Origin of the sequence: Caulobacter sp. NIBR1757, assembly GCF_027912495.1 — a bacterium.
Lineage (GTDB): Bacteria > Pseudomonadota > Alphaproteobacteria > Caulobacterales > Caulobacteraceae > Caulobacter.
The window spans coordinates 1,077,501-1,103,112 of the sequence record NZ_CP115463.1 but is presented as its reverse complement, the minus strand read 5'-3'; the positions used below and the strand labels follow the sequence as shown (position 1 = coordinate 1,103,112).

The following is a 25,612-nucleotide window of genomic DNA, read 5'->3' as shown; positions in this document are numbered from 1 at the left end:
GACGGTAACGTCATGAGCCGCAACGACGGCCGGATCGAAGCGGAGGCCGCGCAGTGGTTCTTCGCCAGCAGCGACGACATCTTCGTTGTCCTGCGCGATGGCGTGATCGACCGCGTCAATCCGACCTGGACCAAGCTGACCGGCTGGGACGAGGCGGAAGTCACCGGCCGCCACTTCACCGACTTCGTGCACCGCGACGAGCAGGACCTGATCGCCGAGACCGTGCGCTCCCTGATCGAGCGGGGCCAGGCCCTGTGCGAGCACCGGATGATGCTGAAGTCCGGCCAGGCCCTGTGGGTTCGGGCCCGCAGCAAGCTGGGCGAGGACGGGGTGGCCCTGGTCGTGCTGCAGGACATCACCGAGGCGCGGCGCATGGCCGAACAGGGGGCCAGGGCGGTCAGCACCAACGAGCTGCTGCGCGAGGAGGCCGGCATCTACACCTGGCGGTTCGACCCGCGCTCGAACCGCTACATGGTCGATGACGACCTGGCCAAGGCGGGGGCGCCGGGGATGGGCGGGCGGCGCCAGCTGACCGCCGAGCAGATGACCGCCGAGATCCACCCCGACGATCAGGGCCGGGTGGCTGAGAGTTTCATCCACACCATCATGACCGGCGAGTCCAAGGTTGTGGAGTACCGCCACTTCCGGGCCGAGGGGGGCTGGGCGCGGCTGAGGGCCGCCTGGCGCGGCGGCTATCGGCAGGAGAGCGGCCACTGGGAAGTGGTCGGCCTGACCCAGGACGTCACCGAACTGGCCGAGGCCCGCGACGCCGCCCTGGCCGCCGCCGAGGTCAAGGCGCAGTTCCTGGCCAACATGAGCCATGAGATCCGCACGCCGATGAACGGGGTGCTGGGGGTGCTGCACCTTCTCAAGCACGAGACGTTGTCGGCCGACGGGTCCCGGCTGCTGGACGAGGCGCTGGGTTGCGGCGCGATGCTGGCCGAACTGCTCAATGACGTCATCGACTTCTCGCGCATCGAGGCCGGCAAGCTGGATCTCTGCCCGGAGGCGGTGCGGCCGGGCGACCTGCTGGACAGCGTCGCCTCCTTGCTGGCGCCGCAGGCCCGGGAGAAGAACCTCTACCTCAAGGTCGAGGCGCAGGACTGCGGCTGGGCCATGGTCGATCCCGTGCGGCTGCGCCAGGTGCTGTTCAACCTGATCGGCAACGCCGTGAAGTTCACCGCCCACGGCGGCGTCACCGTGCGGCTGAAGAGCGCCTGCGAGGGCGAGGCTCGCACCCTGACCTTCGAGATCGCCGACACCGGCATCGGCATCGCCGCCGAGGCCCAGGAGCGGCTGTTCGAACGTTTCCGTCAGGCCGACGGCTCGGCCACAAGACAGTACGGCGGTTCAGGCCTGGGTCTGGCCATCGCCCGGGGCTTGGCCGAGCAGATGGGGGGCCATATCAGCCTGGACAGCGCGCCGGGCCAGGGCTCGACCTTCCGGGTCGAGATCGCCGCCCCGGCCTGCGACGCCGCGGTCGCGGGGCCGGCGGACGAGGACGACGCCATGCTCGGCGGCCTGCGGGTGCTGATCGTCGAGGACAACGCCACCAACCGGCTGATCGCCACCCGCATGCTGGAGCATCTTGGAGCCTCGGTGGCCACCGCCGACGACGGGGCCCAGGGGCTCCGCGCCGCCGCGCTGCAGGTCTTCGACCTGATCTTCATGGACATCCAGATGCCGGTCATGGACGGCCTGGCGGCCACCGCCGGCATTCGCGCCCTCGACAGTCCCGCCGCCCGGACGCCGATCATCGCCATGACCGCCAACGCCCTGGCCCACCAGGTCGAGAGCTACCTGGCCGCCGGGATGAACGGCTGGATCGCCAAGCCGCTGTCCCCCGCCGCCCTGGTCCGCACGGTCGCCGAGGTGCTGGCCGAGGACTGGATCGAGGCGGCGCCCGATGTCGTCGATACCGGCGGGTAGAGGTTTTTCGAAAAGACGGTAGCGGACGGCGCGACGGCAGCTCTAAGGTGCGGACCCAATCTGAGCCGCTTGATACAGCTTCAAATGACCGAGCCTGCCGCCCCTGAGGTTCCCGCCTCCACCGCCCGCTACGCGGCGCGGCGCAAGGCCATTCTGACGGCCGCCACCGGCATCCTCAATCGCCAGGGGGTCAAGGGCATGACCCTGGCCGGGGTGGCGGCCGAGGTCGGGCTGATCACCACCTCGGTGACCTACTATTTCCGGCGCAAGGAAGATCTGGCGGCGGCCTGCTTCATGCGCGGCATCGAGGCCTTCGAGGACCTGGTCACCCGCTCCGCCGAGGCGCCCGACGCCCGGGGCCGGCTGGACCGGTTCCTGGAGCTGTTCTTCGATCTGTCGCGCCGCATCCGCCTGAAGCAAGCGCCCCCCCTGGTCAGCTTCAGCGAGATGCGCTCGCTGAAGGAGCCGCACCATGGCGAGGTCACCGGGGCCTTCAGCGACATGTTCCGCCGGGTGCGCGGCTTCTTCGACGCGCCGGAGTTCGCGGGCCTGAGCCGCGCCGAGGCCAACGCCCGCACCCATCTGCTGCTGGAGCAGGCCTTCTGGACCTTCTCCTGGCTGCGCCGCTACGACGTCGAGGACTATCCGCGCCTGCGCGAGCGGATGAGCGACATCCTGACCGGCGGCCTGGCCAGCAAGAGCCGCAGCTGGGCGCCGCCCGCCCTGCCCCGGCTGACCGAGGATGCGCCGGCCGAGCCGGGGGCCGAAGTCTCGCGCACCACCTTCCTGACCGCCGCCACCCGGCTGATCAACCAGCGCGGCTATCGCGGCGCCTCGGTGGAGGACATCTCGGCGGCGCTGAACGTCACCAAGGGCAGCTTCTACCATCACAACGAGGACAAGGATGAACTGGTGCTGGCCTGCTTCGACCGTACCTTCACGGTCCTGCGCGCCGCCCAGCTGGCCTCCCGCGAGCTCAAGGCCGACCAGTGGACGCGGCTGGCGGCGGCGGCCTCGGCCCTGACCGAGTTCCAGCTGTCGGACGAGGGGCCGCTGCTGCGCGGCTCGTCGATGACCGCCCTGCCGATCGAGATCCGCCAGGACATCTCCGACCGCTACGCCCGCATCTCCGACCGCTTCGCCGGCATGATCAGCGACGGCATCGCCGAGGGCTCGATCCGGCCGGTCGATCCGCTGGTCGCGGCTCACATGCTCAACGCCCTGCTCAACGCGGCGGCGTCGATGGGGGCGTGGGTGACGGGGCTGGAGAAGGACGAAGCGGCGAGCCTGTTCGTGCGGCCGCTGCTGCTGGGTCTGTTCACGCGGTAGTCGGGGGACGGTTGCGCGTGCAAGCGCGCTACCTGTCCCCAACGAAAAGGGGCGGCCCTGAGGCCGCCCCTTCCCGTCCAGTCCGGATCACTCCGACTAGAACTTCTTGGACAGGCTGAACTTGAAGGTCCGGCCCAGGCCACTCGCCGTGAAGGGGTCGTAGCTGAGGTCCAGTCGGGCGAAGGGCGGATCTTCATCCATGATGTTGTCGACGCTGAGAGCCAGCGTCGAGTCCCAGGGCAGGAAGGCCCGGTAGGTGACATCGAAGGTGGTGAAGCTGTCGATGTTCTTGCCGTTCTTGTTGGCCGGCGCGGCGGTGCGGATGCCGCTGTCGGTGAAGTAGGTGCCGGCCGCGAACGGCGAGACCCGCTGGTCGGTGTAGCCGTCGATGTGACGGACGGTGACCCGGGCGTTGTGAGGCCCGTTGTTGTACTCGAGGTACAGGCTGCCCTTCCACTGCGGCAGCGGGTAGGCCGTGGTCTGGTAGTTCAGCAGGCCGACGGCGTCGAAGGACTTGCTGAGAACCACGCCGGCGATCTTCAGATCGTCGGTGACGTACTCCAGCACGTAGGTCGCGTTGCCGCCGATGGTCAGGCTGCCGCCGCCGACGTCGTCGAAGGTGTAGTCGGCCATCAGGTCGATACCCGAGGTCTGCACCCCGGCCCCGTTGATGGTGTTGGTCGACACCCGGGTAATGGCCGTCGAGGCCGCCGACGCCGAGGCGAAGGAGGCGCAGGTGGCGCCGCCCGAGAAGCTGAACCGCGACGCGAACGGGCTGGCGCAATTGGCCATCTGTCCGGCGCCGATGCCGTTCGGGAACACCTGGGCCACCAGGCCGGAGACCGGCTCGGTGGTGATCGGGTCCTGGAAGTCGAAGTTGAAGTAGTCGAGCGAGGCCTTGAACCCGCCAAGCTCGAGGATGACCCCGATGTTGTAGGTGGTGGCGGTTTCGGGCTCGAGGTCCGGGTCGCCGTAGATGTCGACGGCGCGGAAGGTGCCGTTGATCGACTGCAGCGAGGTGACAAAGTCGGTGGTCAGCTGGCTGGGCACCGGCGCGCGGAAGGTGGTGCCGAGCGAGGCGCGGACCGCCAGCGGTTCGATGATCTGCCACTTGGCGGAGATCTTCGGGTTGAAGGTCTCACCGACGTCCTCGATGCTTTCGTAGCGGGCAGCGAGGCTGACGTTGAAGTTGTCGGTGAACGGCAGGGAGAGTTCGCCGAAGCCGGACCAGGTGCTCTGTTCGACATAGGCGTTGCTGCCGACGCCGAGGAAGGCGAACGGTCCCGACGGGGCGGCGCAGGTCTTGCTGCCGTTGATCGGGGTGTCGAGGCAGGGGTTGATGGCCCGGTTGGAGATGTCGTTGTACCAGACATCGAAGGTCGACCGACGGTACTGACCGCCCACCGCCCAGGCCGCGTCGCCGCCGCCGAGGGTGAACATCTTGCCGCTGATCAGCGCTTCGGCGACGAACATGCCGGTCTTCTGCTCGGTTTCCAGTTTCTGGAAGAACCAGCGGGTCAGGTCAGGATCGTTGGCCAGGGCCGGGTCGTAGTCGGGCGCCCCCGGGATGGCGCTGGAGAAGGGGTTGAAGTACTGGCAGGTCGAACCGACGCCGCCGGCAACGATGCCGTTGCAGTTGGCGCCGCCGAGGCCGCGCAGGGCGAGCTGGTAGCGGCCGACGATGGTGTCGTAGCCGGTCCGGTTGCCGCGCTCTTCACCGTAGGTGGCGCTGATCTGCCAGTTGAGGTCGTCGGTGAACTGGCCCGACAGTTCGGCCGACAGGCGATAGGCCTCGAAGTTGCGGCTACCGCGCGAGGCGCCGTAGTCGAACATCGGGTTGCCGCCCAGCAGGTGAGGACGGTTGGCGACGTTCAGCACGCCGGCCGCCAGGATGGCGGAGTTGGCGCCGACACAGGGATTCTGGGCCGCGCCGGTGGAGCAGAGACCGGTGCCGAGGCTGTAGTTGCCCAAGGTCGGGTTATCGATGATGTAGCGCTGCAGACCGGGGTTGGTGCCGGGAATGTAGTAGCGCCCGGGGACCGGCGAGGTGGTCGCGGTCGGCGTGGCCAGCAGGGCGTAGGACGGCGAGGTCTTCCATTCCGGCACGTCGGTCGAGGCGTAGAGGCCTTCGATGTGCAGCTTGGTGGTGTCGTTGAACTCGTGATTGAACTCGCCGTAGAGCTGGAAGCGCTCTTCGCGTTCGACCAGGTTGTCGAACTCGATGTAGTGGGCGTAGCAGACCGGGGTCGCGCCGCTGAAGCCGGCGAAGCCGCCCAGGGCCGAACAGTTGCTGTCGCGGAAGCCGGTGGTGTTGGCCGCCAGCGGCACGAAGGTCGAGGGCGAGCCCGCCGCCGTCCAGCCGCCTTCGGGGTTTTCGAGGTAGCCGCGGTTGGCGAAGTCACGCTCGGTGACGCTCAGTTCGGAGCGGTGCTGGTAGCCGAAGGCCACGAAGGCGTCGGAGGCGTCGCTCGACCAGCCCCAGGAGGCGTTGGCCGTCCAATCGCCGTCGGAGCCGTCGACCAGCTTGTAGCTGGCGCCCAGCTCGCCGCCTTCCTGGCCCTTCTTGGTGATGAAGTTGACCACGCCGGCGATGGCGTCCGAGCCATAGGTGGCGGCGGCGCCGTCCTTCAGCACTTCGACCCGGCCGATGGCGGCCGAGGGGATGATGTTGGTGTCGACCGCGCCGGCGCCGGCGAGGGCGAAGGGGTTGATCGGCATGCGGCGGCCGTTGAGCAGGACCAGGGTCCGCGTCGGACCGAGACCGCGCAGGTTGACCGAGCCGGAGCCTTCCGACCCCTGGGCGCGGGCGTCGAACTGGTTGGTGTCGCCGAGCACGCCGTTGGAGACCGACAGGCCCTTGAGCAGTTCGACCGTCGAGGGCGAGCCCTGCTTGGCCAGCTCTTCGGCGCCGATCACGTCGACCGGCAGCGCCGCGTCTTCCGGAGTGCCCGCCAGCAGCGAGCCGGTGATGACGACTTCCTCGACCTGGGCCGGCTCGTCCTGGGCGAAGGCGATGCCGCCAAACCCGATGGCCGCAGCCATGGCCAGCGCCGATCCGCCGGCAAGATACGCAGTCCTACGCATAATAACTCCCTCCCTGTTGTTTCCTGGTGGCCCCGCGCTTCTTGTGGTCGAGCGTCGGTGGCCGGGTTCAAAGTGCGATTATCCGCTGTCGGGATTGCCTCCCCGAACAAGCAGGCCGTTGGGCGCGGACGGGCTTGTCCGGCCGATCTCGAAGTGTCGGGATGGAGTGGCAAAGGCGCCCGCGGCCCGGACGCGGGTCCGGGTTTCGATCAGGCCAGACAGGTTTGGCGATCTCGCCAACGCGCCCCCTAGGACTTGCCACCCGTTCGTCGGAAAGGTCCGACGAACAACTGTTCGATGATGCGGTATGTTCTCACGCCGCGTCAACCGGCGTAACGCCGTTGCGTTTCAACTTTGAAACAGCTGTGGCCATTATGGCCTGTGGCAGGGTGACGCAGCTTCCCTTGACGTTAAAGGAAGGTAACTGCGCACTATGTGCGTAACGGCGTTCTGTCAGTTTTCGAAAAGGACGGATGCTCCGGCGTCGGCCGCGCCGGCCAGGGAGCGGAGGCTGGCGAACAGCTCGCGGCCATGGCCGATACCGTCCGGAGGCGGAGCGGCGGGCGTGCGGGCGGCGAACTCGGCCGGATCGACGGCGATGGTCAGGGTCCCGGCCTCGGCGTCGAGGGTGATGACGTCGCCGTCGCGCACCCGGGCCAGGGCCCCGCCGTTCAGGGCCTCGGGCGTGACGTGGATGGCGGCCGGCACCTTTCCCGAGGCGCCGGACATCCGGCCGTCGGTGACCAGCGCCACCTTGCAGCCGCGGTCCTGCAACACCGACAGCGGCGGGGTCAGGCTGTGGAGTTCCGGCATGCCGTTGGCGCGGGGGCCCTGGAAGCGGACGACGGCGACGCAGTCCCGGTCGAGCTCACCGCGCTTGAAGGCGGCCAGGTAGTCGTCCTGATTGTCGAAGACCACGGCCGGGGCGGTGACGATTCGATGATCCGGTTTGACCGCGCTCACCTTGATGACGGCGCGACCGAGGGGGCCACGGAGCAGGCGCAGGCCCCCTTCCCGCTCAAAGGGATCGGAGGCCGGGCGCAGGACCGCGAAATCGCCGCTCTCGCGGGCGCCGTCTCGCCAGACCAGCGTGTCGCCGTCGAGCACAGGTTCCTGGGTGTAGCGCGAGAGGCCGGGGCCGACGACGGTGCGGACATCCTCGTGCAGCAGGCCGGCGGCCAGCAGCTCGCGGGTGACGAAGGCCAGGCCGCCCGCCGCCTGGAAGTGGTTCACGTCGGCCTGACCGTTGGGATAGACCCGGGCCATCAGCGGGGTGACGCGGCTGAGCGCGTCCATGTCTTCCAGGGTCAGTCTGATTCCCGCCGCCGCCGCCATGGCCGGCAGATGCAGGCAGTGGTTGGTCGAGCCGCCGGTGGCCATCAGGCCGACGACGCCGTTGACGATCGCCTTCTCGTCGATGACGTGGCCCATGGCGGTCCAGTCGTCGGACTTCACCCCGATCTGGGCGGCGCGGATGGCGGAATGGGCGACGAGGGCCTCGCGCAGCGGCGTGCCGGGAGTGACGAAGGCCGAGCCCGGCAGGTGCAGGCCCATCAGCTCCATCAGCATCTGGTTGGAGTTGGCGGTGCCATAGAAGGTGCAGGTGCCGGGGCCGTGGTAGCTGGCCTGCTCGGCGGCCAGCAGCTCGTCGCGGCCGATCCTGCCCTCGGCGTAGAGGCCACGGATGCGGGCCTTTTCGCTGTTGGGCAGGCCGCTGGTCATCGGCCCGGCCGGCATCAGGATGGTCGGCAGCCAGCCGTAGGCGAGGCCGCCGATGACCAGGCCGGGGACGATCTTGTCGCAGACGCCGAGCATGATGACGGCGTCGAAGGCGTCGTGGCTGAGGGCGACGCCGGTGGCCAGGGCGATGACGTCGCGCGAGAAGAGGCTGAGCTCCATGCCGGGCCGGCCCTGGGTGACGCCGTCACACATGGCCGGCACGCCGCCGGCGAACTGGGCCGTGGCCCCGGCCTTGCGGGCGGCGGCCTTGATGATGCGGGGGTAGTCCTCCAGCGGCTGGTGGGCCGAGAGCATGTCGTTGTAGGCCGAGACGATGCCGATGTTGGGGGCCTGGGGGTCGAGGGCGCGCAGGCGGTCCTCGCCCGGCGAGGCGGCGAAGGCGTGGGCCCAGTTGGCGCAGGACAACTTGCCCCGGCCGGGCCCCTCGGCGCGCATGGCCTCGATGCGGGCCAGGTAGCGGGCGCGGGACTCGCGGCTGCGCTCGATGATGGTCGCTGTGACTTCGGCGACGACGGGGTGGAGGGGCGTTTGATCAGACATGTTGGGACGCCCGGTGCGGGTTGAACGGATGCAGACGCCCCACATCCTCCCCCGTAGCGCGAAGCGCGTACGGGGGAGGGGGACCGCCCGCGAAGCGGGTGGTGGAGGGGGCGAGTGACGGAGTGGGGCCTAAAGGGATTTCGATGAAGTCCTGAGACATCGGCGCACGGCCCTCGCCCCCTCCACCGCTTCGCGGTCCCCCTCCCCCGTAAACGGGTGAGGATGTGATCCGGCCCATCAGCCTGTGCGGCATGCTCATGCCGACCACAGCAAGCGCAACTCGCCGCGTGCCGCCGCCCTGATCAGGTGATGAACGGGCTCGTCACCGTCTCGTTCGAGAATTTCCCGTTTGGCCTGGCCGGACGTCAGCACCAGAATCAGCCCCGCATAGATCAGGGCCGGCAGGGTCAGGGTGACGCGGTCCTGGGGCGGGGCCGGATCGCCGGCCGGGGCGTGCAGCACCAGGCGGGCGCCGGCCGGGTCGAGGCCTTGCGCCAGGACCGGGTTGCCGGGGAACAGGGAGCAGATGTGGCCGTCGGCGCCCATGCCGAGCAGGACGGCGTCGAAGGGCTCCAGCGGCGCGACCTTGAGGTCGGCGAGCCAGGCGCCGTGGACCGGGTCCGCCTCCTCGCCCCGGAGGCAGACGAACCGAGCGGCGGCGGCGCGGCCCCGCAGCAGGCGCTCGCGGACGAGGCGGGCGTTGGAGTCCGGCGATGAGGGATCGACCCAGCGCTCGTCCGACAGGGTGACGGACACCCGGGCCCAGTCGAGATCGGCGTCCTGCAGCTGGTCATAGACCGGGCCGGGGGTCGAGCCGCCGGTGACGCAGAGTTGGGCGACGCCGCGCGCGATGATGGCCGCCTCCAGACGATCGGCGATGGCGGCGCTGGCCGCGGCCGCCGCCGCCTGGGCGCTGTCGAACACCTCCACGGCCGGGAGCTCAGTCATTCCAGGCGCGGCCCGACCGCTCGATCAGACCCGAGGCCCCGGCCGGGCCCCAGCTGCCGGCCGGATAGGGCTTGGGCTGCACGCCGGCGGCCACCCAGGCCTCGGCCACGCCATCGACGAAACGCCAGGCTTCCTCGACCTCGTCGCGGCGCACGAACAGGGTCGGATCGCCCCGGATGACGTCGAGCAGCAGCCGCTCATAGGCGATGCGCCGCCGGCCGCCCTCCTCGCCCAGCGCCTTGGCCAGGCTCAGGGACAGCGGCAGGGGTTGCAGGCGCATATGCTCGCCGTTGAGGCCCGGACGCTTGTTCATGATGGTAAGGGAAATGTCCTCGTGCGGCTGGAGTTCAATCACGAGGCGGTTGGCCTGGATATCGCGGTCGCCGTAGGGGCCGAAGATGGAGTGGGGCACGGCCTTGAACTGGATGACGATCTCGGTGCGGCGCTCCGCCATCCGCTTGCCGGTGCGCAGGTAGAAGGGCACGCCCTTCCAGCGCCAGTTGTCGATCCAGGCGGTCAGGGCGACGAAGGTCTCGGTCGTCGAGGGCCGGCCGACCTCGGCCTCGTAGGAGGCGGCCGGGTGGCCGTCAGCCATGCCGGCGACGTACTGGCCGCGCACGCTGTCCTTCTCGGCGGCCTCCGGGGTGAAGCGGCGCAGGGAGCGCAGGACCTTGACCTTCTCGTTGCGAACCGCGTCGGCCTCGAGGTCGGAGGGCGGCTCCATGGCGACGAGGCAGAGGAGCTGCAGCATGTGGTTCTGCAGCATGTCGCGGATGGCGCCGTACTCATCGTAGTAGCGCCAGCGGTCGCCGACCTCCTGCGTCTCGGCCACGGTGATCTGCACATGGTCGATGGCCAGGTTGTTCCACAGGGGCTCGAACAGGGCGTTGGCGAAGCGCAGGGCGATCAGGTTCTGGACCGTCTCCTTGCCGAGGTAGTGGTCGATGCGGAAGACCTGGGACTCGTCGGCGGCCTCGGCGATGACGGCGTTGGTGGCGCGGCTGGACTCGAGGTCGCGGCCGATCGGCTTTTCCAGCACCAGGCGGGTGGTCTCGCCGATCAGGCCGGCGTCGCTGAGCGCCTTGGTGACCGGGGCGAACAGGCTGGGCGACAGGGCGTAATAGAAGACGGTCAGGCCCGCCTCGCCGATGCGCGCCTTGAGGGCCCTGGCCCCCTCCGGCTTGCCGGCGTCGGTGGACAGGTAGTCGAGGCGGCCCGACAGGGTCTTCCAGGCGGCGCCCAGGCCCTCATGCCCCTCCAGATGGGCGCGGACGTCCTTGCGGTAGCTGGCGGCGTCGCCCTCGGCCCGGCCGACGGCGATGATGCGCAGGCCCTCGGGCAGCAGGCTGTCCATCTCCAGGTGCAGCAGGGAGGGCAGCAGCATGCGCATCGACAGATCCCCCGCCCCGCCAAGCAGGACCAGAACCGGAGCAGGATCAGCCATGGACTCTCCTTCGTGCGACCGCGCGCGGCGGCCTGGGATGGTGTGTCGGGCGGCCGATCGGCTGGCCGTACCCGGGATTCAAATTTCTCCGCCTGACCCTAGTACGCGGTCTGGCCGATCCAGTTGCCTGGCGGGCTGTAGCGGCAGACGAGAACCTCCTCGTCGGCGGTGCGGGCGGTGGCGCAGCCGACCTCCCGGGTCGTGCGCCAGACCATCTGGGTGTAGTGCCCCACCGGCCTGCCCTTTTTGGCGACATCGGGGAATTTCCCATGCCGATAGTCGGCCCGTTCCTCGGCCCAGGCCCCGACCATTTCCTCGATCGAAAAGAAGTTGGCCGTGCCCATCCACAGGTTCTCGCCCTGCGACCGCTGGTCGTCATGCTGCAGCCGGCCCTTGCGGGCGAGGGTGTCGGCCCAGGCCCGGGCGTCGGCGGCGAGACGGCTGTTCCACTGGAGCGGCGGCGTCCCGACCTGCGCCCGCACGGCGTTGTGGGCGGCCAGCACGCGGCTCTGGAAATCGTCCTGCGCGAAGGCCGGGGCGGGCGCGAGGACCAGCAGCGGGACAAGGCGACGCAGGGTGAGGGATATCATCTCTGAGCAGGCGGCTTTCGACACTGGATCAGGAGTATAGCACCGGCGGGCCCGGTGCATTTGACGTCTGCGTGCGCCGCCCGGTGCGCGTGGGGTTCAGACGGGCGTGGCCGCGCGCACCGGCCGGATGCGCGCCGGCGATCCGCGTCATGACCCCGGCAGGGCGTAGGCGATGAGCTGGTCACCGACGGGCGTCTGCATGAAATGGTGCCCGCCCGCCATGAGGACGACGTACTGGCGGCCATTGGCCGTGTAGGTCATCGGCGTGGCCTGCCCGCCCGCCGGCAGCGTATCCTCCCAGACGGTCTTGCCGGTCCGAATGTCGATGGCGCGGAAGACATTGTCCGTCGTCGCCGCGACGAAGATCAGTCCGCCCGCGGTGACCAGGGGGCCCCCGTTGTTCGGCGTGCCGATGGTGATGGGCATCATCGAGGGGATCCCGAACGGACCGTTGCGGCGGGCATCGCCCAGGGGCCGGTCCCAAAGGGTCTGGCCAGTGGCCAGATCGATGGCGCGGATCCCGCCGTAAGGGGGCTGCTTGCACAGCATCTGGGTAAACGGCATGCGCCAGCCGGCATTGACGTCGATGGCGTAGGGCGTTCCGGCCTGCGGATCGCCGGCCCCTTCCGCACCGCCCTTCAGATCGCCGCCGCGCGCCTGGCCACGAGGCGTCCAGCCCTTCTTGTCCGCGACCGCGCGCGGGACCAGCCGGTTGTAGTTGGGCATGTCATTGTAGTTGGCGACGATCACTCCACGCCGCGGATCGACCGCCAGGCTGCCCCAGTCCGAACCGCCGTTGTAGCCCGGGTATTCCACCCAGCGGCGGTCGGAGGTCGGGGGCGTGTAGACCCCCTTGTAGGACGCCATCCGGAACTGGATGCGGCAGATCATCTGGTCGATCGGCGACATGCCCCACATGTCGCGCTCCCGCAGGTCGGGCATGCGAAGCGTATTGAAAGCCGACACCGGCTGGGTCGGCGAACGCTGGGCAGGTTCGACGCCGCCCTGCGGCGCGCGCATCTCCGCCACCTTGCTGAGCGGAGCCCCCGTGCGACGGTCCAGGATGTAGATGTCCCCGACCTTGCTGGTCAGCACCAGGGCAGGGACCGGCCCGGCCGGGGTCGGGAAATCGACGAGGGACGGCTGGGAGCCGAGATCGTAGTCCCAGACGTCCTTGCGGACAGTCTGAAAGCGCCAGACGGCCTTCCCGGTCGTGACATCGACCGCCACCAGGGCGCTGGCGTAGTCGTTCTCCGCCGGGGAGCGATCACTGCTCCAGTAGTCGACGGCGGAGTTGCCCATCGGCAGGTAGACGTAGCCCAGGGCCTCATCGGCGGCCGCCGTGGTCCACATGTTGGGCGTGCCGCGCGTATAGGTTTCATCGGGGGCGGGGGCGCCGGTGCGGTCCGGCCGGCCCAGGTCCCAGGCCCAGCGCAGCTTGCCGGTAACGGCGTCAAACCCCTGGATCACACCCGACGGCGCGTCGTTCTTCTGGCCATCGAGGACCTGCTGGCCGGTGACCAGCACACCGCGAACCAGCACCGGGGGCGAGGTGATGGCCACCATGCCGGGCACGACAGGGCCCATGCCCTGCTTGATATCGACCTGGCCGTTGCGGCCGAAATCCGCGCAGGGCCGACCATCGACGGCATCGACGGCGATCAGCCTGCCGTCCAGCGTTCCCTCGATGATCCGGGTCGTGCAGGCCTTCGCGCCGGTTTGGGCTGCGGTCGCCTGGCCGGCCGAGGCCTTGATGCTGTCAGCCGGAGGCGCCGCGGCGCGACTGTCGAAATAGGTCACGCCCCTGCAGGCGGCGGTGTAGGGAATCCAGGCGTCGGGCACCTTGGGATCGAAGCGCCATTTTTCGCGACCGGTCGCCGCGTCGAGCGAGATCAGGATGTTCTTGGCCGAGCACAGGTAGATCGAGTCGCCGACCTTGATCGGCGTCGTCTCCGCCCCGTACTTGTTGTCGCCCAGGTCCTTGGGCAGGTCGCGGGTATGGGCGACCCAGAACCGCTTCAGCTTGCCGACATTGTCCGGGGTGATCTGAGCCAGCGGCGAATAGCGCCGCGCGCTTTGGCCGCCGCCATAGGCCGGCCAGTCGTCTCCTGTCTCCATCGGGGACAGTTGCGCGGCCTGCGCACCGGTCTGGGGCAGCGGACGAACATCGAAGCCCGCGTTGACGCCAACGGCGATGCCCAGCACCAGGCAGAGAACCACGAGCGACGCCAGCCCGCCGAGCGGCGCCAGCGATCGCATCCTGCCCCGCAGCAGGAAGGGCGAGATCGCCAGCGCCAGAGCCATGAGGACGGTCGGACCGACAAGCCGCGGAACGAGCGCCCAGCCATTCAGCCCCACCTCCCACAACGCCCAGAGCACCGTCGCCACATAGGTCGCGGTGTAGATCCAGAGCCCCAGGGGGCTCCGCCTGGCGATGAATATGCCCGCCGCGACCAGCGCCACGCCCGCGAGGGCGTAGTAGGCGGACCCGCCAACGATCAGCAGCCAGAGGCCGCCCACCGACAGCACCAAACCGATAAGGCCGAACAGGCCGCCAATAGCTCTCGCTACCCACAGGCCTGTTCCGCCGGTTTCGAGTTGTGTGTCAGTCATGTTGGTAGCCCTCTCTCCAGAGAGGGAACGCCAGCGCCCGCGAATGGTTTCGATCGCCATTCAGGATATCGAGAGCGCCGGCCCGCAGCTCCGAAGATTACACCATCAAATTGGCGCCAGATTCCGCAGCACATGAAAATCCTACGCAGTATTCAATATAAACGCGGCGGCTAGATTTGCTTTTGATCGACTATCGGTGATTTATGCTCCATCTATATTGATAAAGCTGATGATCTGTTCCCGAACCCGACAGGCGCGAGCCGGGGCCTCGCGAGAGCGCACACCAAAGACGAGACGCGCGCGGCAACCGTTGGCGGCCATCGCCCTCATCGGGGGCGGACCTGTTCGAGGCTTGGCCCCTGCGGCGAACGTCGAGGTTGGGTGATACATAAGGACGTGGATCACCCGCCGCCCGTTGGGGACAGCCTCGATATCTTTGGCGGCGAGGTGGGAAGCGTCTCGCCCGTCCGCGCGTTACCTCCGGGTCGCCCGTTCGGACCCCTGCCCGGTGGCGGCCCTGGGAGTTCGCGGATGAAGTCGATTTTTCTGCAGTTGGCCGACGATCTCAAGGTCAGCTACTGGTTCCTGCCATCGATCATGGCGCTGACCGCCGTCTGCCTGGCCGGCGGCATGATCTTCGTCGACACTCACGCGGGTTCCGCCTGGATGGACGGCCTGCCCTGGTTATATGCGGCGCGGCCAGACGGCGCGCGCCAGGTGCTTTCCGTCATCAGCGGCTCGATGATCACTGTCGCGGGCACGGTGTTTTCCGTGACCATCGCCGCCGTCGTCTACGCGTCCGGGCAGTACGGTCCGCGCCTTCTCAGCAACTTCATGAGCGACCGCGGCAACCAGGTCACCCTGGGCACCTTCATCGCGACGTTCGTCTACTGCCTGCTGATCCTCAGAACCATACGGTCGGCGGCCGAAGCCGGCGCCGGCTTCGTGCCGAACCTCGCCCTCCTTGTCGGCGTCGTCCTCGCCCTCTGTTCGATCGGCGTGCTGATCTTCTTCATTCACCACGTGCCACGCCAACTGCACATCAACAGTGTCGTCGAGGGGGTCGGGTCGATGCTGCTGGGCGAACTCGATGCGAGATTTCCCCGCTTCATCGGCGCGCCGCCCCCGCAGGATGACGCCAGCGCCGAGGAGGCCGCCGTACCCGCCACCTTCCGGCAGGGCGCGACCGCCGCCGACGGCGCCAACCGCACGCTCGTTGCCTCAACAGGCACCGGCTATCTGCAGGTGATAGACGATGAGACGTTGCTGAGACTCGCCAGCGAACGCGACCTGGTCCTGCGGCTGCAGTACCAGCCAGGCGATTTCGTCCATGTGGGCCGGGTTCTCGTAGAGGTCTGGCCGCCCCATCGATGTGACGAAGAGGCAGCGGCATCCATCAGCGGCGCATTCGCCGTAGGGTCCCGACGCACCTCATTGCAAGACATCCGGTTTCTTATCGACGAACTGGTCGAGATCGCCGGCCGAGCCCTGTCCCCGGGGGTCAACGATCCGTTCACGGCGGTCACCTGCCTGGACTGGCTGGCGGCGGCTTTCTCGGATCTGGCGGCCCGTGAGCTGCCTTCGCATTTGCGGGCGGACGATGAGGGGGCCCTTCGCGTCATCACCCATCCTGTCACCTTTGACAGTTTCATGGAGCGAGGCTTCGGAGCCCTGGCGCAATACTGTTCGGGCGACATGGTGGCGGCGCTCGGATTCCTCCGGGCGCTGGGAGAGGTGTCCCTGGGGTGCGATGACGCCGAAAGGCTGGCGCTGATCGGCGGCTATGCGGAGCGGATGGACGTCCTGGCCCGGGAGAAGCTGGTCGGATTCAATCGGGATCGGGTCGTGCAGCGGGCCGGCGAATTGCGCCGAAGCCTGGCGGAGCCCGACTACAAACGGCGATTGAGGGACAGCAGCGCCTGGCTTGGCGGAACGGCCTGAGCGGCGGGCCGTCAGGGACGGCGCCGAGGAGAGGACGCAGCGCCGTGCATAGCAAAAGGGCCCGGATTGCTCCGGGCCCTTCGCTTGTCTCAGCGGTGAAGCTGAAAGCCTACTCGACGATCTTCGACACGACGCCGGCGCCGACGGTGCGGCCGCCTTCGCGGATGGCGAAGCGCAGGCCCTGGTCCATGGCGATCGGGGTGATCAGCTCGACGTCCAGCTCGGCGTTGTCGCCCGGCATGATCATTTCCACGCCTTCGCGCAGCTTGATGATCCCGGTCACGTCCGTGGTCCGGAAGTAGAACTGCGGACGGTAGTTGGTGAAGAACGGGGTGTGACGGCCGCCCTCTTCCTTGGTCAGGATGTAGGCTTCGGCCACGAACTTGGTGTGCGGGGTGATCGAGCCCGGCTTGCAGAGAACCTGACCACGCTCGACGTCTTCACGCTTGGTGCCGCGCAGCAGAACGCCGACGTTGTCGCCCGCTTGCCCTTGGTCGAGCAGCTTGCGGAACATCTCGACGCCGGTGCAGGTCGTCTTCTGGACCGGACGGATGCCGACGATCTCGACTTCCTCACCGACCTTGACGATGCCCTTTTCGACGCGGCCGGTGACCACGGTGCCGCGGCCCGAGATCGAGAACACGTCTTCGACCGGCATCAGGAAGGGCAGGTCCAGCGGACGGGCCGGCTGCGGGATGTAGTCGTCGACCGACTGCATCAGCTTCAGGATGGCTTCCTCGCCGATCGCCGGGGTCTTGCCTTCGACGGCGGCCAGGGCCGAACCCTTGGTGATCGGGATGTCGTCGCCCGGGAACTGGTAGGACGACAGAAGTTCACGTACTTCCATCTCGACCAGCTCGAGCAGCTCTTCGTCGTCGACCATGTCGACCTTGTTCATGAACACGACCAGGGCCGGAACGCCGACCTGACGGGCGAGCAGGATGTGCTCGCGGGTCTGGGGCATCGGGCCGTCGGCGGCCGAGACGACCAGGATCGCGCCGTCCATCTGGGCGGCGCCGGTGATCATGTTCTTCACATAGTCGGCGTGGCCGGGGCAGTCGACGTGGGCGTAGTGACGGTTGGCCGTCTCGTATTCCACGTGCGCGGTGTTGATGGTGATGCCGCGGGCCTTTTCTTCCGGCGCCGCGTCGATGTCGGCGTAGGATTTCGCAACACCGCCGCTGGTCTTGGCCAGCACCATGGTGATCGCGGCCGTCAGCGTCGTCTTGCCATGGTCAACGTGACCGATGGTGCCGATGTTGCAATGCGGCTTGTTACGTTCGAACTTTTCTTTAGCCATTTCAAGCTCCAGCCCTATTGGGCCTGTCCTCTAAACTAGGGTTGGAAGGGTTAGGCGTACTTCTTGATCACTTCGTCGGCGACGTGTTGCGGCACCGGATCGTAGTGGTCGTACTGCATGGTGAAGGCGGCGCGGCCCTGCGACATCCCGCGGAGGGTGTTCACATAGCCGAACATGTTGGCCAGCGGCACGAAGGCGTTGACGACGATCGCGTTGCCGCGCGTGTCCTGGCCCTGGATCATGCCACGACGGCTGTTCAGATCGCCGATGACCGAGCCCAGGTAGTCTTCCGGGGTCACGACTTCGACGGCCATGATCGGCTCGAGCAGCTTCGGGGCGCCCTTTTCACGGAGCTCCTTGAAGGCGGCGCGGGCGGCGATTTCGAAGGCCAGGACCGAGGAGTCGACGTCGTGGTAGGCGCCGTCGGTCAGGGTGGCCTTGAAGTCGATCAGCGGGAAGCCGGCCAGCAGGCCGTTTTCCTTGGAGGACTCGAGGCCCTTCTGGACGCCGGGGATGTATTCCTTCGGCACGTTACCGCCGACGATGGCGCTTTCGAAGACGAAGCCCGAGCCGGGTTCACCCGGTTCGAAGGTCAGCTTGATGCGGGCGAACTGGCCCGTACCGCCGGTCTGCTTCTTGTGGGTGTAGTCGATCTCGGCCTTGCGACCCAGGCTTTCACGATAGGCAACCTGCGGCGCGCCGATGTTGGCTTCGACCTTGTAGGTCCGCTTCAGGATGTCGATCTTGATGTCGAGGTGCAGCTCGCCCATGCCCTTCAGGATCGTCTGGCCCGACTCGTGGTCGGTCGAGACGGTGAAGGACGGATCTTCCGACGCCAGCTTGGCCAGGGCGACGCCCAGCTTTTCCTGGTCGGCCTTGGACTTCGGCTCAACCGCGATCTCGATGACCGGGGCCGGGAATTCCATGCGCTCGAGGATGACCGGCGACTTGTTCGGATCGCACAGGGTGTCGCCGGTGCGGGTGTCCTTCAGGCCGGCCAGGGCGACGATGTCGCCGGCGTAGGCTTCCTTGATGTCCTCGCGGTTGTTGGAGTGCATGAGCAGCATGCGCCCGACGCGTTCCTTGCGGTCGCGGGTCGAGTTCAGCAGGCCCATGCCGGTTTCCAGCTTGCCCGAGTAGATGCGGCAGAAGGTCAGCGACCCGACGAAGGGGTCGTCCATGATCTTGAAGGCGAGCACGGCGAGGGGCTCATCGTCCGAAGCCTTGCGGACGATTTCTTCCTCGGTGCGGAAGTCGATGCCCTTGGTCGGCGGGATGTCCACCGGCGAGGGCAGGTAGTCGACGACCGCGTCGAGCAGGGGCTGGACGCCCTTGTTCTTGAAGGCCGAGCCGCAGAGGATCGGGTAGAAGGCGCCGGTCAGCACGGCCTTGCGGATGCACTTCTTGATGATGTCGATCGAGGGCTCTTCGCCGCCGAGGTAGGCTTCCATGGCTTCGTCGTCGAGCTCGACGGCGTTCTCGATCATGTAGTGACGGGCGGCTTCAGCCTCGTCCTTCATGTCGGCCGGGATTTCCTCGTCGTGGAAGGTGGCGCCGATGGTGTCGGCATCCCAGACGACGGCCTTCATGCGGACCAGGTCGACCAGGCCACGCAGCGACGACTCCGAACCGATCGGCAGCTGGATCGGCACGGCCTTGGCGCCCAGGCGGTCGCGGATGCTCTCGACCGACTTGTTGAAGTCGGCGCCCATCTTGTCCATTTTGTTGACGAACACGATGCGCGGCACGCGGTACTTGTCGGCCTGGCGCCAGACGGTTTCGGTCTGCGGCTCGACACCGGCGTTGCCGTCGAGAACGGTGACCGCGCCGTCGAGGACGCGCAAGGAACGCTCCACCTCGATGGTGAAGTCGACGTGCCCGGGGGTGTCGATGATGTTCAGGCGCTTGTCGTTCCAGAACGCGGTGGTCGCGGCGGAGGTGATCGTGATGCCACGCTCCTGCTCCTGGTCCATCCAGTCCATGGTGGCCGCGCCATCGTGGACTTCACCGATCTTGTGGTTCTTACCGGTGTAGTACAGAATCCGCTCGGTCGTCGTCGTCTTGCCCGCATCGATGTGGGCCATGATTCCGAAGTTGCGGTAGTCTTCAATCTTGCTGGCGCGGGCCATGGGATATGCCTGGTGTTAGAATGAGCGGAACGGGCGGTTTGAGGTTTCAAACCGCCCGTCCCTGTAAGACCTGACGGCGCTGGGTGGTTACCAGCGGTAGTGCGAGAATGCCCGGTTGGCTTCGGCCATCTTGTGCGTGTCTTCGCGCTTCTTGACCGCGGTGCCGCGGTTGTTCGAAGCGTCCAGCAGCTCACCGGCCAGCTTTTCGGTCATGGTGTTCTCACCACGCTTGCGCGCGGCGGTGACCAGCCAGCGGATGGCGAGCGCACGACGACGGTCCGGACGGACCTCGACCGGCACCTGGTAGGTGGCGCCGCCGACGCGGCGCGAACGGACTTCGATCGCCGGGGCGACGTTGTCGAGGGCGCCGTGGAAGGTTTCCAGGGGACCCTGGTCCTTGCGCTTGGCTTCCAGAATGTCGAAGGCGCCGTAGATGATGTTCTCGGCGACGGCTTTTTTGCCTTCGTACATGACGTAGTTCATGAATTTGGTGACAACGAGATCCCCGAACTTGGGATCCGGCAGCACCTGGCGCTTCTCTGCGCGACGACGACGGGACATTGAATCTCTTCCTTACTTCGGGCGCTTGGCGCCGTAGTGCGAACGGCGCTGCTTACGGTCCTTGACCCCTTGGGTATCGAGGACGCCACGCAGGATGTGGTAGCGAACGCCGGGAAGGTCCTTCACGCGGCCGCCGCGGATGAGCACAACGCTGTGCTCCTGAAGGTTGTGACCTTCACCGGGGATGTAGCACACGGCTTCGACGCCGGTGGTCAGGCGGACCTTGGCCACCTTCCGCAGAGCCGAGTTCGGCTTCTTGGGGGTGGTGGTGTAGACGCGGGTGCAAACACCACGGCGCTGGGGGCAGCCCTTGAGGGCGGGAACCTTGTTGCGCACGGGCTTGGGTTGCCGCGGCTTACGGATCAGCTGGTTGACTGTAGGCATCTAATCTCTGTGCTCGTGGAAGCGTGTGCCTTTCGGCCGAGGCGCTTCAGGGTCCTATAGGGTTCGTCAATCCGAGGCCGTTGAACGCGCAAACTCACCGGCTGCGTCGTGGCGGCCGGCGGGTCCTTGAAGTTCCTCGGGTGAGGATCCGTTAAGACCCTGCCTCGAAAGAGCGGGCTAGATACTCGCGAGACCCCCAAAGGTCAAGGGTTTCCGGACTCTTAGGCGGGGCTGGAAGACCCCACCCCGATTCACGGCGCGACGGGCAGGTGCTTGCCGAGGAAGGCCTCGGTCTCGCTTAGGAATTTGATGCGGCTCCTGGACTTCGACAGGTCGTGGTCATCGCCTTCGAGGATGATCAGGGGCGTGGACTGGCCCAGCTCCTTGAGACGCCGCTCCATGGTCCGCGACTGCTCCAGCGGCACGGTGGTGTCGAGATCGCCGTGCATCAGGAGAATCGGACTGGACCCCGCCCCAAGGCGACGGACCGGCGAGGCCTCGATCATCGCCGAGCTGGAGACGCGTGGATCACCGATGGCGGCGCGCCAGTAGGCCAGGGCGTAGGAATCCTCGCCATAGGCGCGGCGGGTAGCACCGATCCACAGCGGCAGGTCGGAAACGCCGCTGACCGAGACGGCGCAGCGGTAGACCTCGGGATGGAAAACCGCGCCGGACATGGCCGCGTAGCCGCCATAGCTAAGGCCGACGATGCAGGTCCGGGCGGAATCGACCCCGTGGGCGGCGGTGGCGGCCACCCCGTCGAGCAGATCGGTCTGCATCTTGCCGCCCCATTCGCCGTAGCCGGCCCGCTCGAAGGCGTCGCCGAAGCCGGCGGAGCCACGGAACTGCGGCTGCAGCACCGCATAGCCGCGCGAGGCCAGGAACTGCACCATCCAGTCGAAACCCCAGGTGTCGCGCGAGGCCGGGCCGCCATGCGGCAGCACGATCAGCGGCGGCTTTTTCCCATCGGCCCTGGCCGGCGGCAAGGTCAGGTAGGCGGGGATCGTCAGACCATCCTTGGCCGGGTAGGTGATCCAGCGGGTCTTGGCGAAGGCGGCGCCGGCCAGTTCCGGATAGGACTCGGCGATCAGCGAGGCCTGTTTGGTCCTGGTATCATAGAGGTACCAGACCGGCGGGCTGTCGTCGGCCTCGGCCATGACCACCAGGCGGGTGCGGTCGCGGCTCCAGCTGGCCAGCGACACCGACTTGCCGGCCAGGGCCTTGCCGAGACGGGCGTGCACGGCGGCGAGAGCGGGATCCAGCCACTGGACCTTCGAGCGCTCGTCACCGCCGACCGACACGGCGACTGGCACGGAGCGGTCCAGATCCCAGAGGACCCGCGCATGGGCGGCGTCGAGACCCGGCACGAGTTCGACATCGGGCCCGCCGCTCAGAGACCGCTTGACCAGGCGCGAGCCGGCCTTGTCGGTGATCCGGACAATCAGGGCGTCGTCGGGATCGGAATAGCCCTGGTAGTCGAAATTCGAGCCGTCTCCGCGATCGACCGCCTTCCAGGCGGCCGCGCCCTTCCCCCGGGCCAGCATGGTTTCGGCCTTGCGGGTATCGTCATAGTCCCAGCGGACACGGGACTCGCCGGTGAGGTCGGTCTCGAAGGAGCGGGTCAGGCGGCCGGCGCGTTCCAGCATGCGGCCCTTGCCGGTGGTCAGGTCGACCTTCCAGAGGGCGGGGACGATGTCGTCGCCCTTCTTCTTGAGGACGGTCAGGCTGTTGCCCGAGCTGAGGTCGGAGGCCAGGTCGAGGCCCTGGACGATGATGTAGGGCTTGTCGCCATCGATGGTGGCCAGCACCGGGATGTCGAGCGCCAGTCGGGTCCAGTTGGCCTCGGCCAGCACCTGACCCCTGACGTCGCCGGTCGCCGCGTCGACCAGCAGGTCGCGGCGGAAGGTGTAGGCGGTCTTCAGGCCGGCGGCGTAGTCGGCATCATTGTCGTACATCGCAATGCCGATGAGGACGTGCCTGCTGCCCGCCCAGCGGACGCTTTTGACGTTGACCGTGCCAGGCCGGATGGTCACCGGCGCGCCGCCGTCGATGGGGGTGATGAAGATCACCCGGTCGTCGGCCGTACCGCCGATGTAGGCCAGGCGCGCGCCATCGGGCGAGATTTCCGCCATCTGGATGGCCGGCAGGCGGGCGTAGGCCAGCACGGGCGGCTTGGCCTGCTGGGCCGCGGCGACCAGCGGCGACACGGCAGCCAGAGTCAGGGCGCAAAAGCCCAGGACGGCGCGAAACATCTGAAAATCCCCCCGAAGACGCGAACAGGCGCGGTCACGACCGCGCCTGTTGCAATCTAGGGGGCTCAGTCGAAGATGTCGAACAGGTCGAAGCCGCCCTTCTTCTTTTTGCGGTAGTTGTAGTCGTCGTCGTAGCGGTGGCGTTTCTCGCGGTCGTCGTAGGGGTGGCTGCGGCGCCAGGCTTCCGGGTCGCGGTGGAAGGTATCCACTTCCCGCGTGAAGCGTTCGCGATCCTGGCTGAGATCCTGCTGCTGTTCGCGGCCGCCGCTGAGGATCTTCTCCAGCTCGCCGCGATCCAGCCAAACGCCCCGGCAGGTCGGGCACATGTCGATCTCGACGCCGTCTCGGACGAGCTTCTGCATGGAACTGTTGTCGTTGGGGCACATCAGCAGGGGCACGGTCTGTTCCTCACGGCCATGGGGTCCCCCTGCAGATAGGCATGCGGCGGGACGTCGCAACCCGTCCTGAAACCCGGGGGCCCGGAAAGGGTCCCGGCGGGGACACGTTTTGGCCGCGCCCGGCGATCAGCGTTCAGGCTGGACAGGATGGGAGGCGGCGTGGCGCAGACACGCAATCAGCGGCGGGACCGGCGGCGGATGGCTGTCGTCACCGGCCTGTCGCTGCTGTTCCACGTCGGCCTCTTCACCCTGATCGGCCTCAATACGCCGGGGGTGCGGGAGCGGCCGCCTCTGCCCGAGGAGGTCATCGACATCAGCCTGTTCCCGCCCCGGGTGCAGCCGGCCCAGCCCGCGCCGGCCGAGGCGGGCGGCAACCCGGCCAACGGCATTCCCCGGCGCGATACGACCGCCCCAATGCTGCATGTGCCGGCCGTCGAGCCGCCGTCGCAGGTGGCGCCGTCCCCCCTGCCCGCCCCGGCCCCGGCCGGGGCCAGTGCGGGGGGCGAGAAGAAGGGCGGCTCCGGACGAGGGCCGACGATCTTTCCGTCGCCCGGCGAGGATACCCGCAAGGCGCTGCGCGGCACCTACGGCTGCGCCTATCCGGACGCGACGGGGTTGAACCGGCGCGAGCGGGAGGCTTGCTCGGATCGGCCGGTCCGCCAGGTGTCGCCGATCGCCGCGCCAATCCCCGGCGCCAAGCGCAAGGCCTGGGACCAGGTCGCCGCCAAGCAGCAACGGGACCGCGAATGGCGCGAGAACCCGACCATTCCGACCGGGACCAGCGAGGAGCAGGGACCGGGGTATCCGGCCGGAGTCGGGCCTGGCTCGCCGAGCCACGCCCCGATCAAGACGCCGTTCTAGCTAGCCCCAAGGCAGGACGGCGCGCAGGCGGGCGGCCTCTCCGGCGGCGCCGTTGCGCTCGGCCCGCCAGAGGCGTTCCGCGAGAACGGCGCGTTGCTCGGCGCCGAGCCGGTTCCAGTCCCAGCCGGCGTTCGGCACGCTGTAGCTCCAGTCGCCGGGACGCAGGGCGTAGGAGAGCCAGCTCATCCGGCCGCTGGCGAAGTCCAGCACATGCTGCAGTTCGTGCTGCAGCAGGGCCATGGCGACGGGCTGGGCCGAGCAGTCGTCGGGGGCGCGGCCCCAGAAGATGCGGTCGCCGAGGGTCAGGACGGGCGTGTGGCCGCGCCAGAGGTGGGACAGGCGGGCGAGCGGCGAGGAGGCGGCGACGATGCGCGGAAAGGCCCCGGCGGCCATCAGCGCGTCCCACAGGCCGTCGGAGAGCGCGGCGCGCTCGCTGGCCGTCAGTGATCTGGTTACCCCCGGTCCCATGGCGCAAGAGATAGGGCGCCTTTCGCAGGACCCAAACGAAAACGGCCCGGGATCACTCCCGGGCCGTCTCGATAGGTCTGGTCCGTCCGACTAGTCGGCGAGGACTTCGTCGGCGATCTCGACGGGCAGCGGCTCCATCGCCGCTTCGCGCGAGGCGGCCAGCTGTTCGTCACGCTTGGTGGCGATCTTCTGGAGGTTCCGCAGGTAGGAGCCCGTACCCGCCGGGATGAGACGGCCGACGATGACGTTTTCCTTGAGGCCTTCGAGGGTGTCGACCTTGCCGTGGACCGAGGCGTCCGTGAGCACCCGGGTCGTTTCCTGGAAGGAGGCGGCCGAGATGAAAGAACGGGTCTGCAGCGAGGCCTTGGTGATGCCCAGCAGAACCGGCTGGGTGATCGCCGGGCGGCCGCCGCGGGCTTCGGTCTTGGCGTTCTCGATGTCGAATTCCGACTTGTCGAGGTGGTCGCCCTTGATGAGGCCGGTGTCGCCGGGCTCGAGGATTTCCACCTTCTGCAGCATCTGGCGAACGATCACCTCGATGTGCTTGTCGTTAATCGGCACGCCTTGCAGGCGGTAGACTTCCTGGATTTCGTTGACCAGGAAGTTGGCCAGCTCCTCGATGCCCAGGATGCGCAGGATGTCGTGCGGATCCGGGTTGCCGTCGATGATGTACTCGCCCTTGCGGACGATATCGCCGTCGTGCACCGCGATGTGCTTGCCCTTGGGGATCAGGAACTCGACGGGTTCGCCACCGTCCTCCGGGGTGATCTTGATCCGGCGCTTGTTCTTGTAGTCGCGCCCGAACTCGACCCGGCCGTCCATCTCGGCGATGACCGCGCAATCCTTCGGACGGCGGGCTTCGAACAGCTCGGCAACCCGCGGCAGACCGCCGGTGATGTCGCGCGTCTTGGCGCCTTCCGTGGGGATACGGGCGATGATCTCACCCGGCTTCACCGTGTCGCCGTCGGCCACCGACAGAATGGCGCCGACCGACAGCAGGTAGCGGGACTCGCCACCGGCGGCGAGCCGCTGGTAGGAGCCGTCTTCACCCAGGACCGCGAGCGCCGGACGCAGGTCCGTGCCCTTGGAGCCGGTGCGCCA

At 67.9% G+C, this 25,612-nt stretch carries 18 protein-coding genes (1 of these 18 running past the window's edge); 4 read left to right on the top strand and 14 right to left on the bottom strand.

Translation table 11 applies throughout. From position 1 onward, the window contains the following. The first annotated feature begins 12 nt into the window (after positions 1-12). Together O5I81_RS05290 and O5I81_RS05285 are read left to right on the top strand one after the other, a co-directional pair. Positions 13-1,929, top strand: coding sequence for an ATP-binding protein (locus O5I81_RS05290; RefSeq protein ID WP_271067905.1), 1,917 nt, complete (start codon positions 13-15; stop codon positions 1,927-1,929). Positions 1,930-2,013: 84 nt separating this feature from the next. Then, the gene (locus O5I81_RS05285) at positions 2,014-3,258 is read left to right on the top strand and encodes a TetR/AcrR family transcriptional regulator (RefSeq protein ID WP_271067904.1); all 1,245 of its coding nucleotides are present in this window, start codon (positions 2,014-2,016) and stop codon (positions 3,256-3,258) included. Positions 3,259-3,354: 96 nt separating this feature from the next. Here the strand turns inward: O5I81_RS05285 and O5I81_RS05280 are convergent, their stop codons facing one another. The 6 genes from O5I81_RS05280 to O5I81_RS05255 form a co-directional block, all read right to left on the bottom strand. Then, on the bottom strand, positions 3,355-6,342 hold the full coding sequence (locus O5I81_RS05280; protein WP_271067903.1) for a TonB-dependent receptor: 2,988 nt from the start codon (positions 6,340-6,342) through the stop codon (positions 3,355-3,357). 453 nt (positions 6,343-6,795) lie between these two features. Beyond that, entirely contained in the window at positions 6,796-8,622 is a 1,827-nt protein-coding gene (gene edd / locus O5I81_RS05275) for a phosphogluconate dehydratase (protein WP_271067902.1), read from the bottom strand. Between the two features lie 255 nt (positions 8,623-8,877). After that, positions 8,878-9,570: a 6-phosphogluconolactonase gene (gene pgl / locus O5I81_RS05270; protein WP_271067901.1), complete on the bottom strand. Its 693-nt coding sequence runs from the start codon at positions 9,568-9,570 to the stop codon at positions 8,878-8,880. Next, the gene (zwf, locus tag O5I81_RS05265) at positions 9,563-11,014 is read right to left on the bottom strand and encodes a glucose-6-phosphate dehydrogenase (RefSeq protein ID WP_271067900.1); all 1,452 of its coding nucleotides are present in this window, start codon (positions 11,012-11,014) and stop codon (positions 9,563-9,565) included. The genes pgl and zwf overlap by 8 nt, the downstream gene beginning before the upstream one ends. 98 nt (positions 11,015-11,112) lie before the next feature. Beyond that, complete coding sequence (locus O5I81_RS05260) at positions 11,113-11,604, bottom strand: CAP family protein (RefSeq protein ID WP_271067899.1); 492 nt, start codon at positions 11,602-11,604, stop codon at positions 11,113-11,115. Between the two features lie 147 nt (positions 11,605-11,751). Next, the gene (locus O5I81_RS05255; protein ID WP_271067898.1) at positions 11,752-14,217 is read right to left on the bottom strand and encodes a membrane-bound PQQ-dependent dehydrogenase, glucose/quinate/shikimate family; all 2,466 of its coding nucleotides are present in this window, start codon (positions 14,215-14,217) and stop codon (positions 11,752-11,754) included. 531 nt (positions 14,218-14,748) lie between these two features. On the opposite strand from O5I81_RS05255, the gene O5I81_RS05250 reads away from it, so the two are divergent. Beyond that, positions 14,749-16,158: a DUF2254 domain-containing protein gene (locus O5I81_RS05250; protein WP_271067897.1), complete on the top strand. Its 1,410-nt coding sequence runs from the start codon at positions 14,749-14,751 to the stop codon at positions 16,156-16,158. A 109-nt stretch (positions 16,159-16,267) separates the two neighbouring features. Here the strand turns inward: O5I81_RS05250 and tuf are convergent, their stop codons facing one another. The 6 genes from tuf to O5I81_RS05220 form a co-directional block, all read right to left on the bottom strand. After that, the gene (gene tuf, locus O5I81_RS05245; RefSeq protein ID WP_271067896.1) at positions 16,268-17,458 is read right to left on the bottom strand and encodes an elongation factor Tu; all 1,191 of its coding nucleotides are present in this window, start codon (positions 17,456-17,458) and stop codon (positions 16,268-16,270) included. A gap of 50 nt (positions 17,459-17,508) precedes the next feature. Then, positions 17,509-19,587 (bottom strand): elongation factor G, encoded by a 2,079-nt coding sequence (gene fusA / locus O5I81_RS05240; RefSeq protein ID WP_271067895.1) that lies wholly within the window; start codon positions 19,585-19,587, stop codon positions 17,509-17,511. Between the two features lie 87 nt (positions 19,588-19,674). Next, positions 19,675-20,148, bottom strand: a complete 474-nt coding sequence (rpsG, locus tag O5I81_RS05235; RefSeq protein WP_271067894.1) for a 30S ribosomal protein S7 — start codon at positions 20,146-20,148, stop codon at positions 19,675-19,677. A 12-nt stretch (positions 20,149-20,160) separates the two neighbouring features. Beyond that, the gene (gene rpsL / locus O5I81_RS05230; protein WP_166573533.1) at positions 20,161-20,532 is read right to left on the bottom strand and encodes a 30S ribosomal protein S12; all 372 of its coding nucleotides are present in this window, start codon (positions 20,530-20,532) and stop codon (positions 20,161-20,163) included. 251 nt (positions 20,533-20,783) lie between these two features. Continuing rightward, positions 20,784-22,784: a S9 family peptidase gene (locus O5I81_RS05225; RefSeq protein ID WP_271067893.1), complete on the bottom strand. Its 2,001-nt coding sequence runs from the start codon at positions 22,782-22,784 to the stop codon at positions 20,784-20,786. Between the two features lie 65 nt (positions 22,785-22,849). Then, positions 22,850-23,182, bottom strand: a complete 333-nt coding sequence (locus O5I81_RS05220) for a zf-TFIIB domain-containing protein (protein WP_271067892.1) — start codon at positions 23,180-23,182, stop codon at positions 22,850-22,852. A 198-nt stretch (positions 23,183-23,380) separates the two neighbouring features. On the opposite strand from O5I81_RS05220, the gene O5I81_RS05215 reads away from it, so the two are divergent. Then, positions 23,381-24,043 (top strand): hypothetical protein, encoded by a 663-nt coding sequence (locus tag O5I81_RS05215; protein ID WP_271067891.1) that lies wholly within the window; start codon positions 23,381-23,383, stop codon positions 24,041-24,043. Here O5I81_RS05215 and O5I81_RS05210 read toward each other — a convergent pair whose 3' ends face one another. Together O5I81_RS05210 and rpoC are read right to left on the bottom strand one after the other, a co-directional pair. Then, complete coding sequence (locus O5I81_RS05210; protein ID WP_271067890.1) at positions 24,044-24,436, bottom strand: hypothetical protein; 393 nt, start codon at positions 24,434-24,436, stop codon at positions 24,044-24,046. Between the two features lie 165 nt (positions 24,437-24,601). Further along, on the bottom strand, positions 24,602-25,612 hold the end of the coding sequence (gene rpoC, locus O5I81_RS05205) for a DNA-directed RNA polymerase subunit beta' (RefSeq protein WP_271067889.1). 3,168 nt of this gene lie beyond the right edge of the window; 1,011 of the gene's 4,179 nt are visible here — the last part of the coding sequence; its start codon lies beyond the right edge, outside the window; its stop codon occupies positions 24,602-24,604.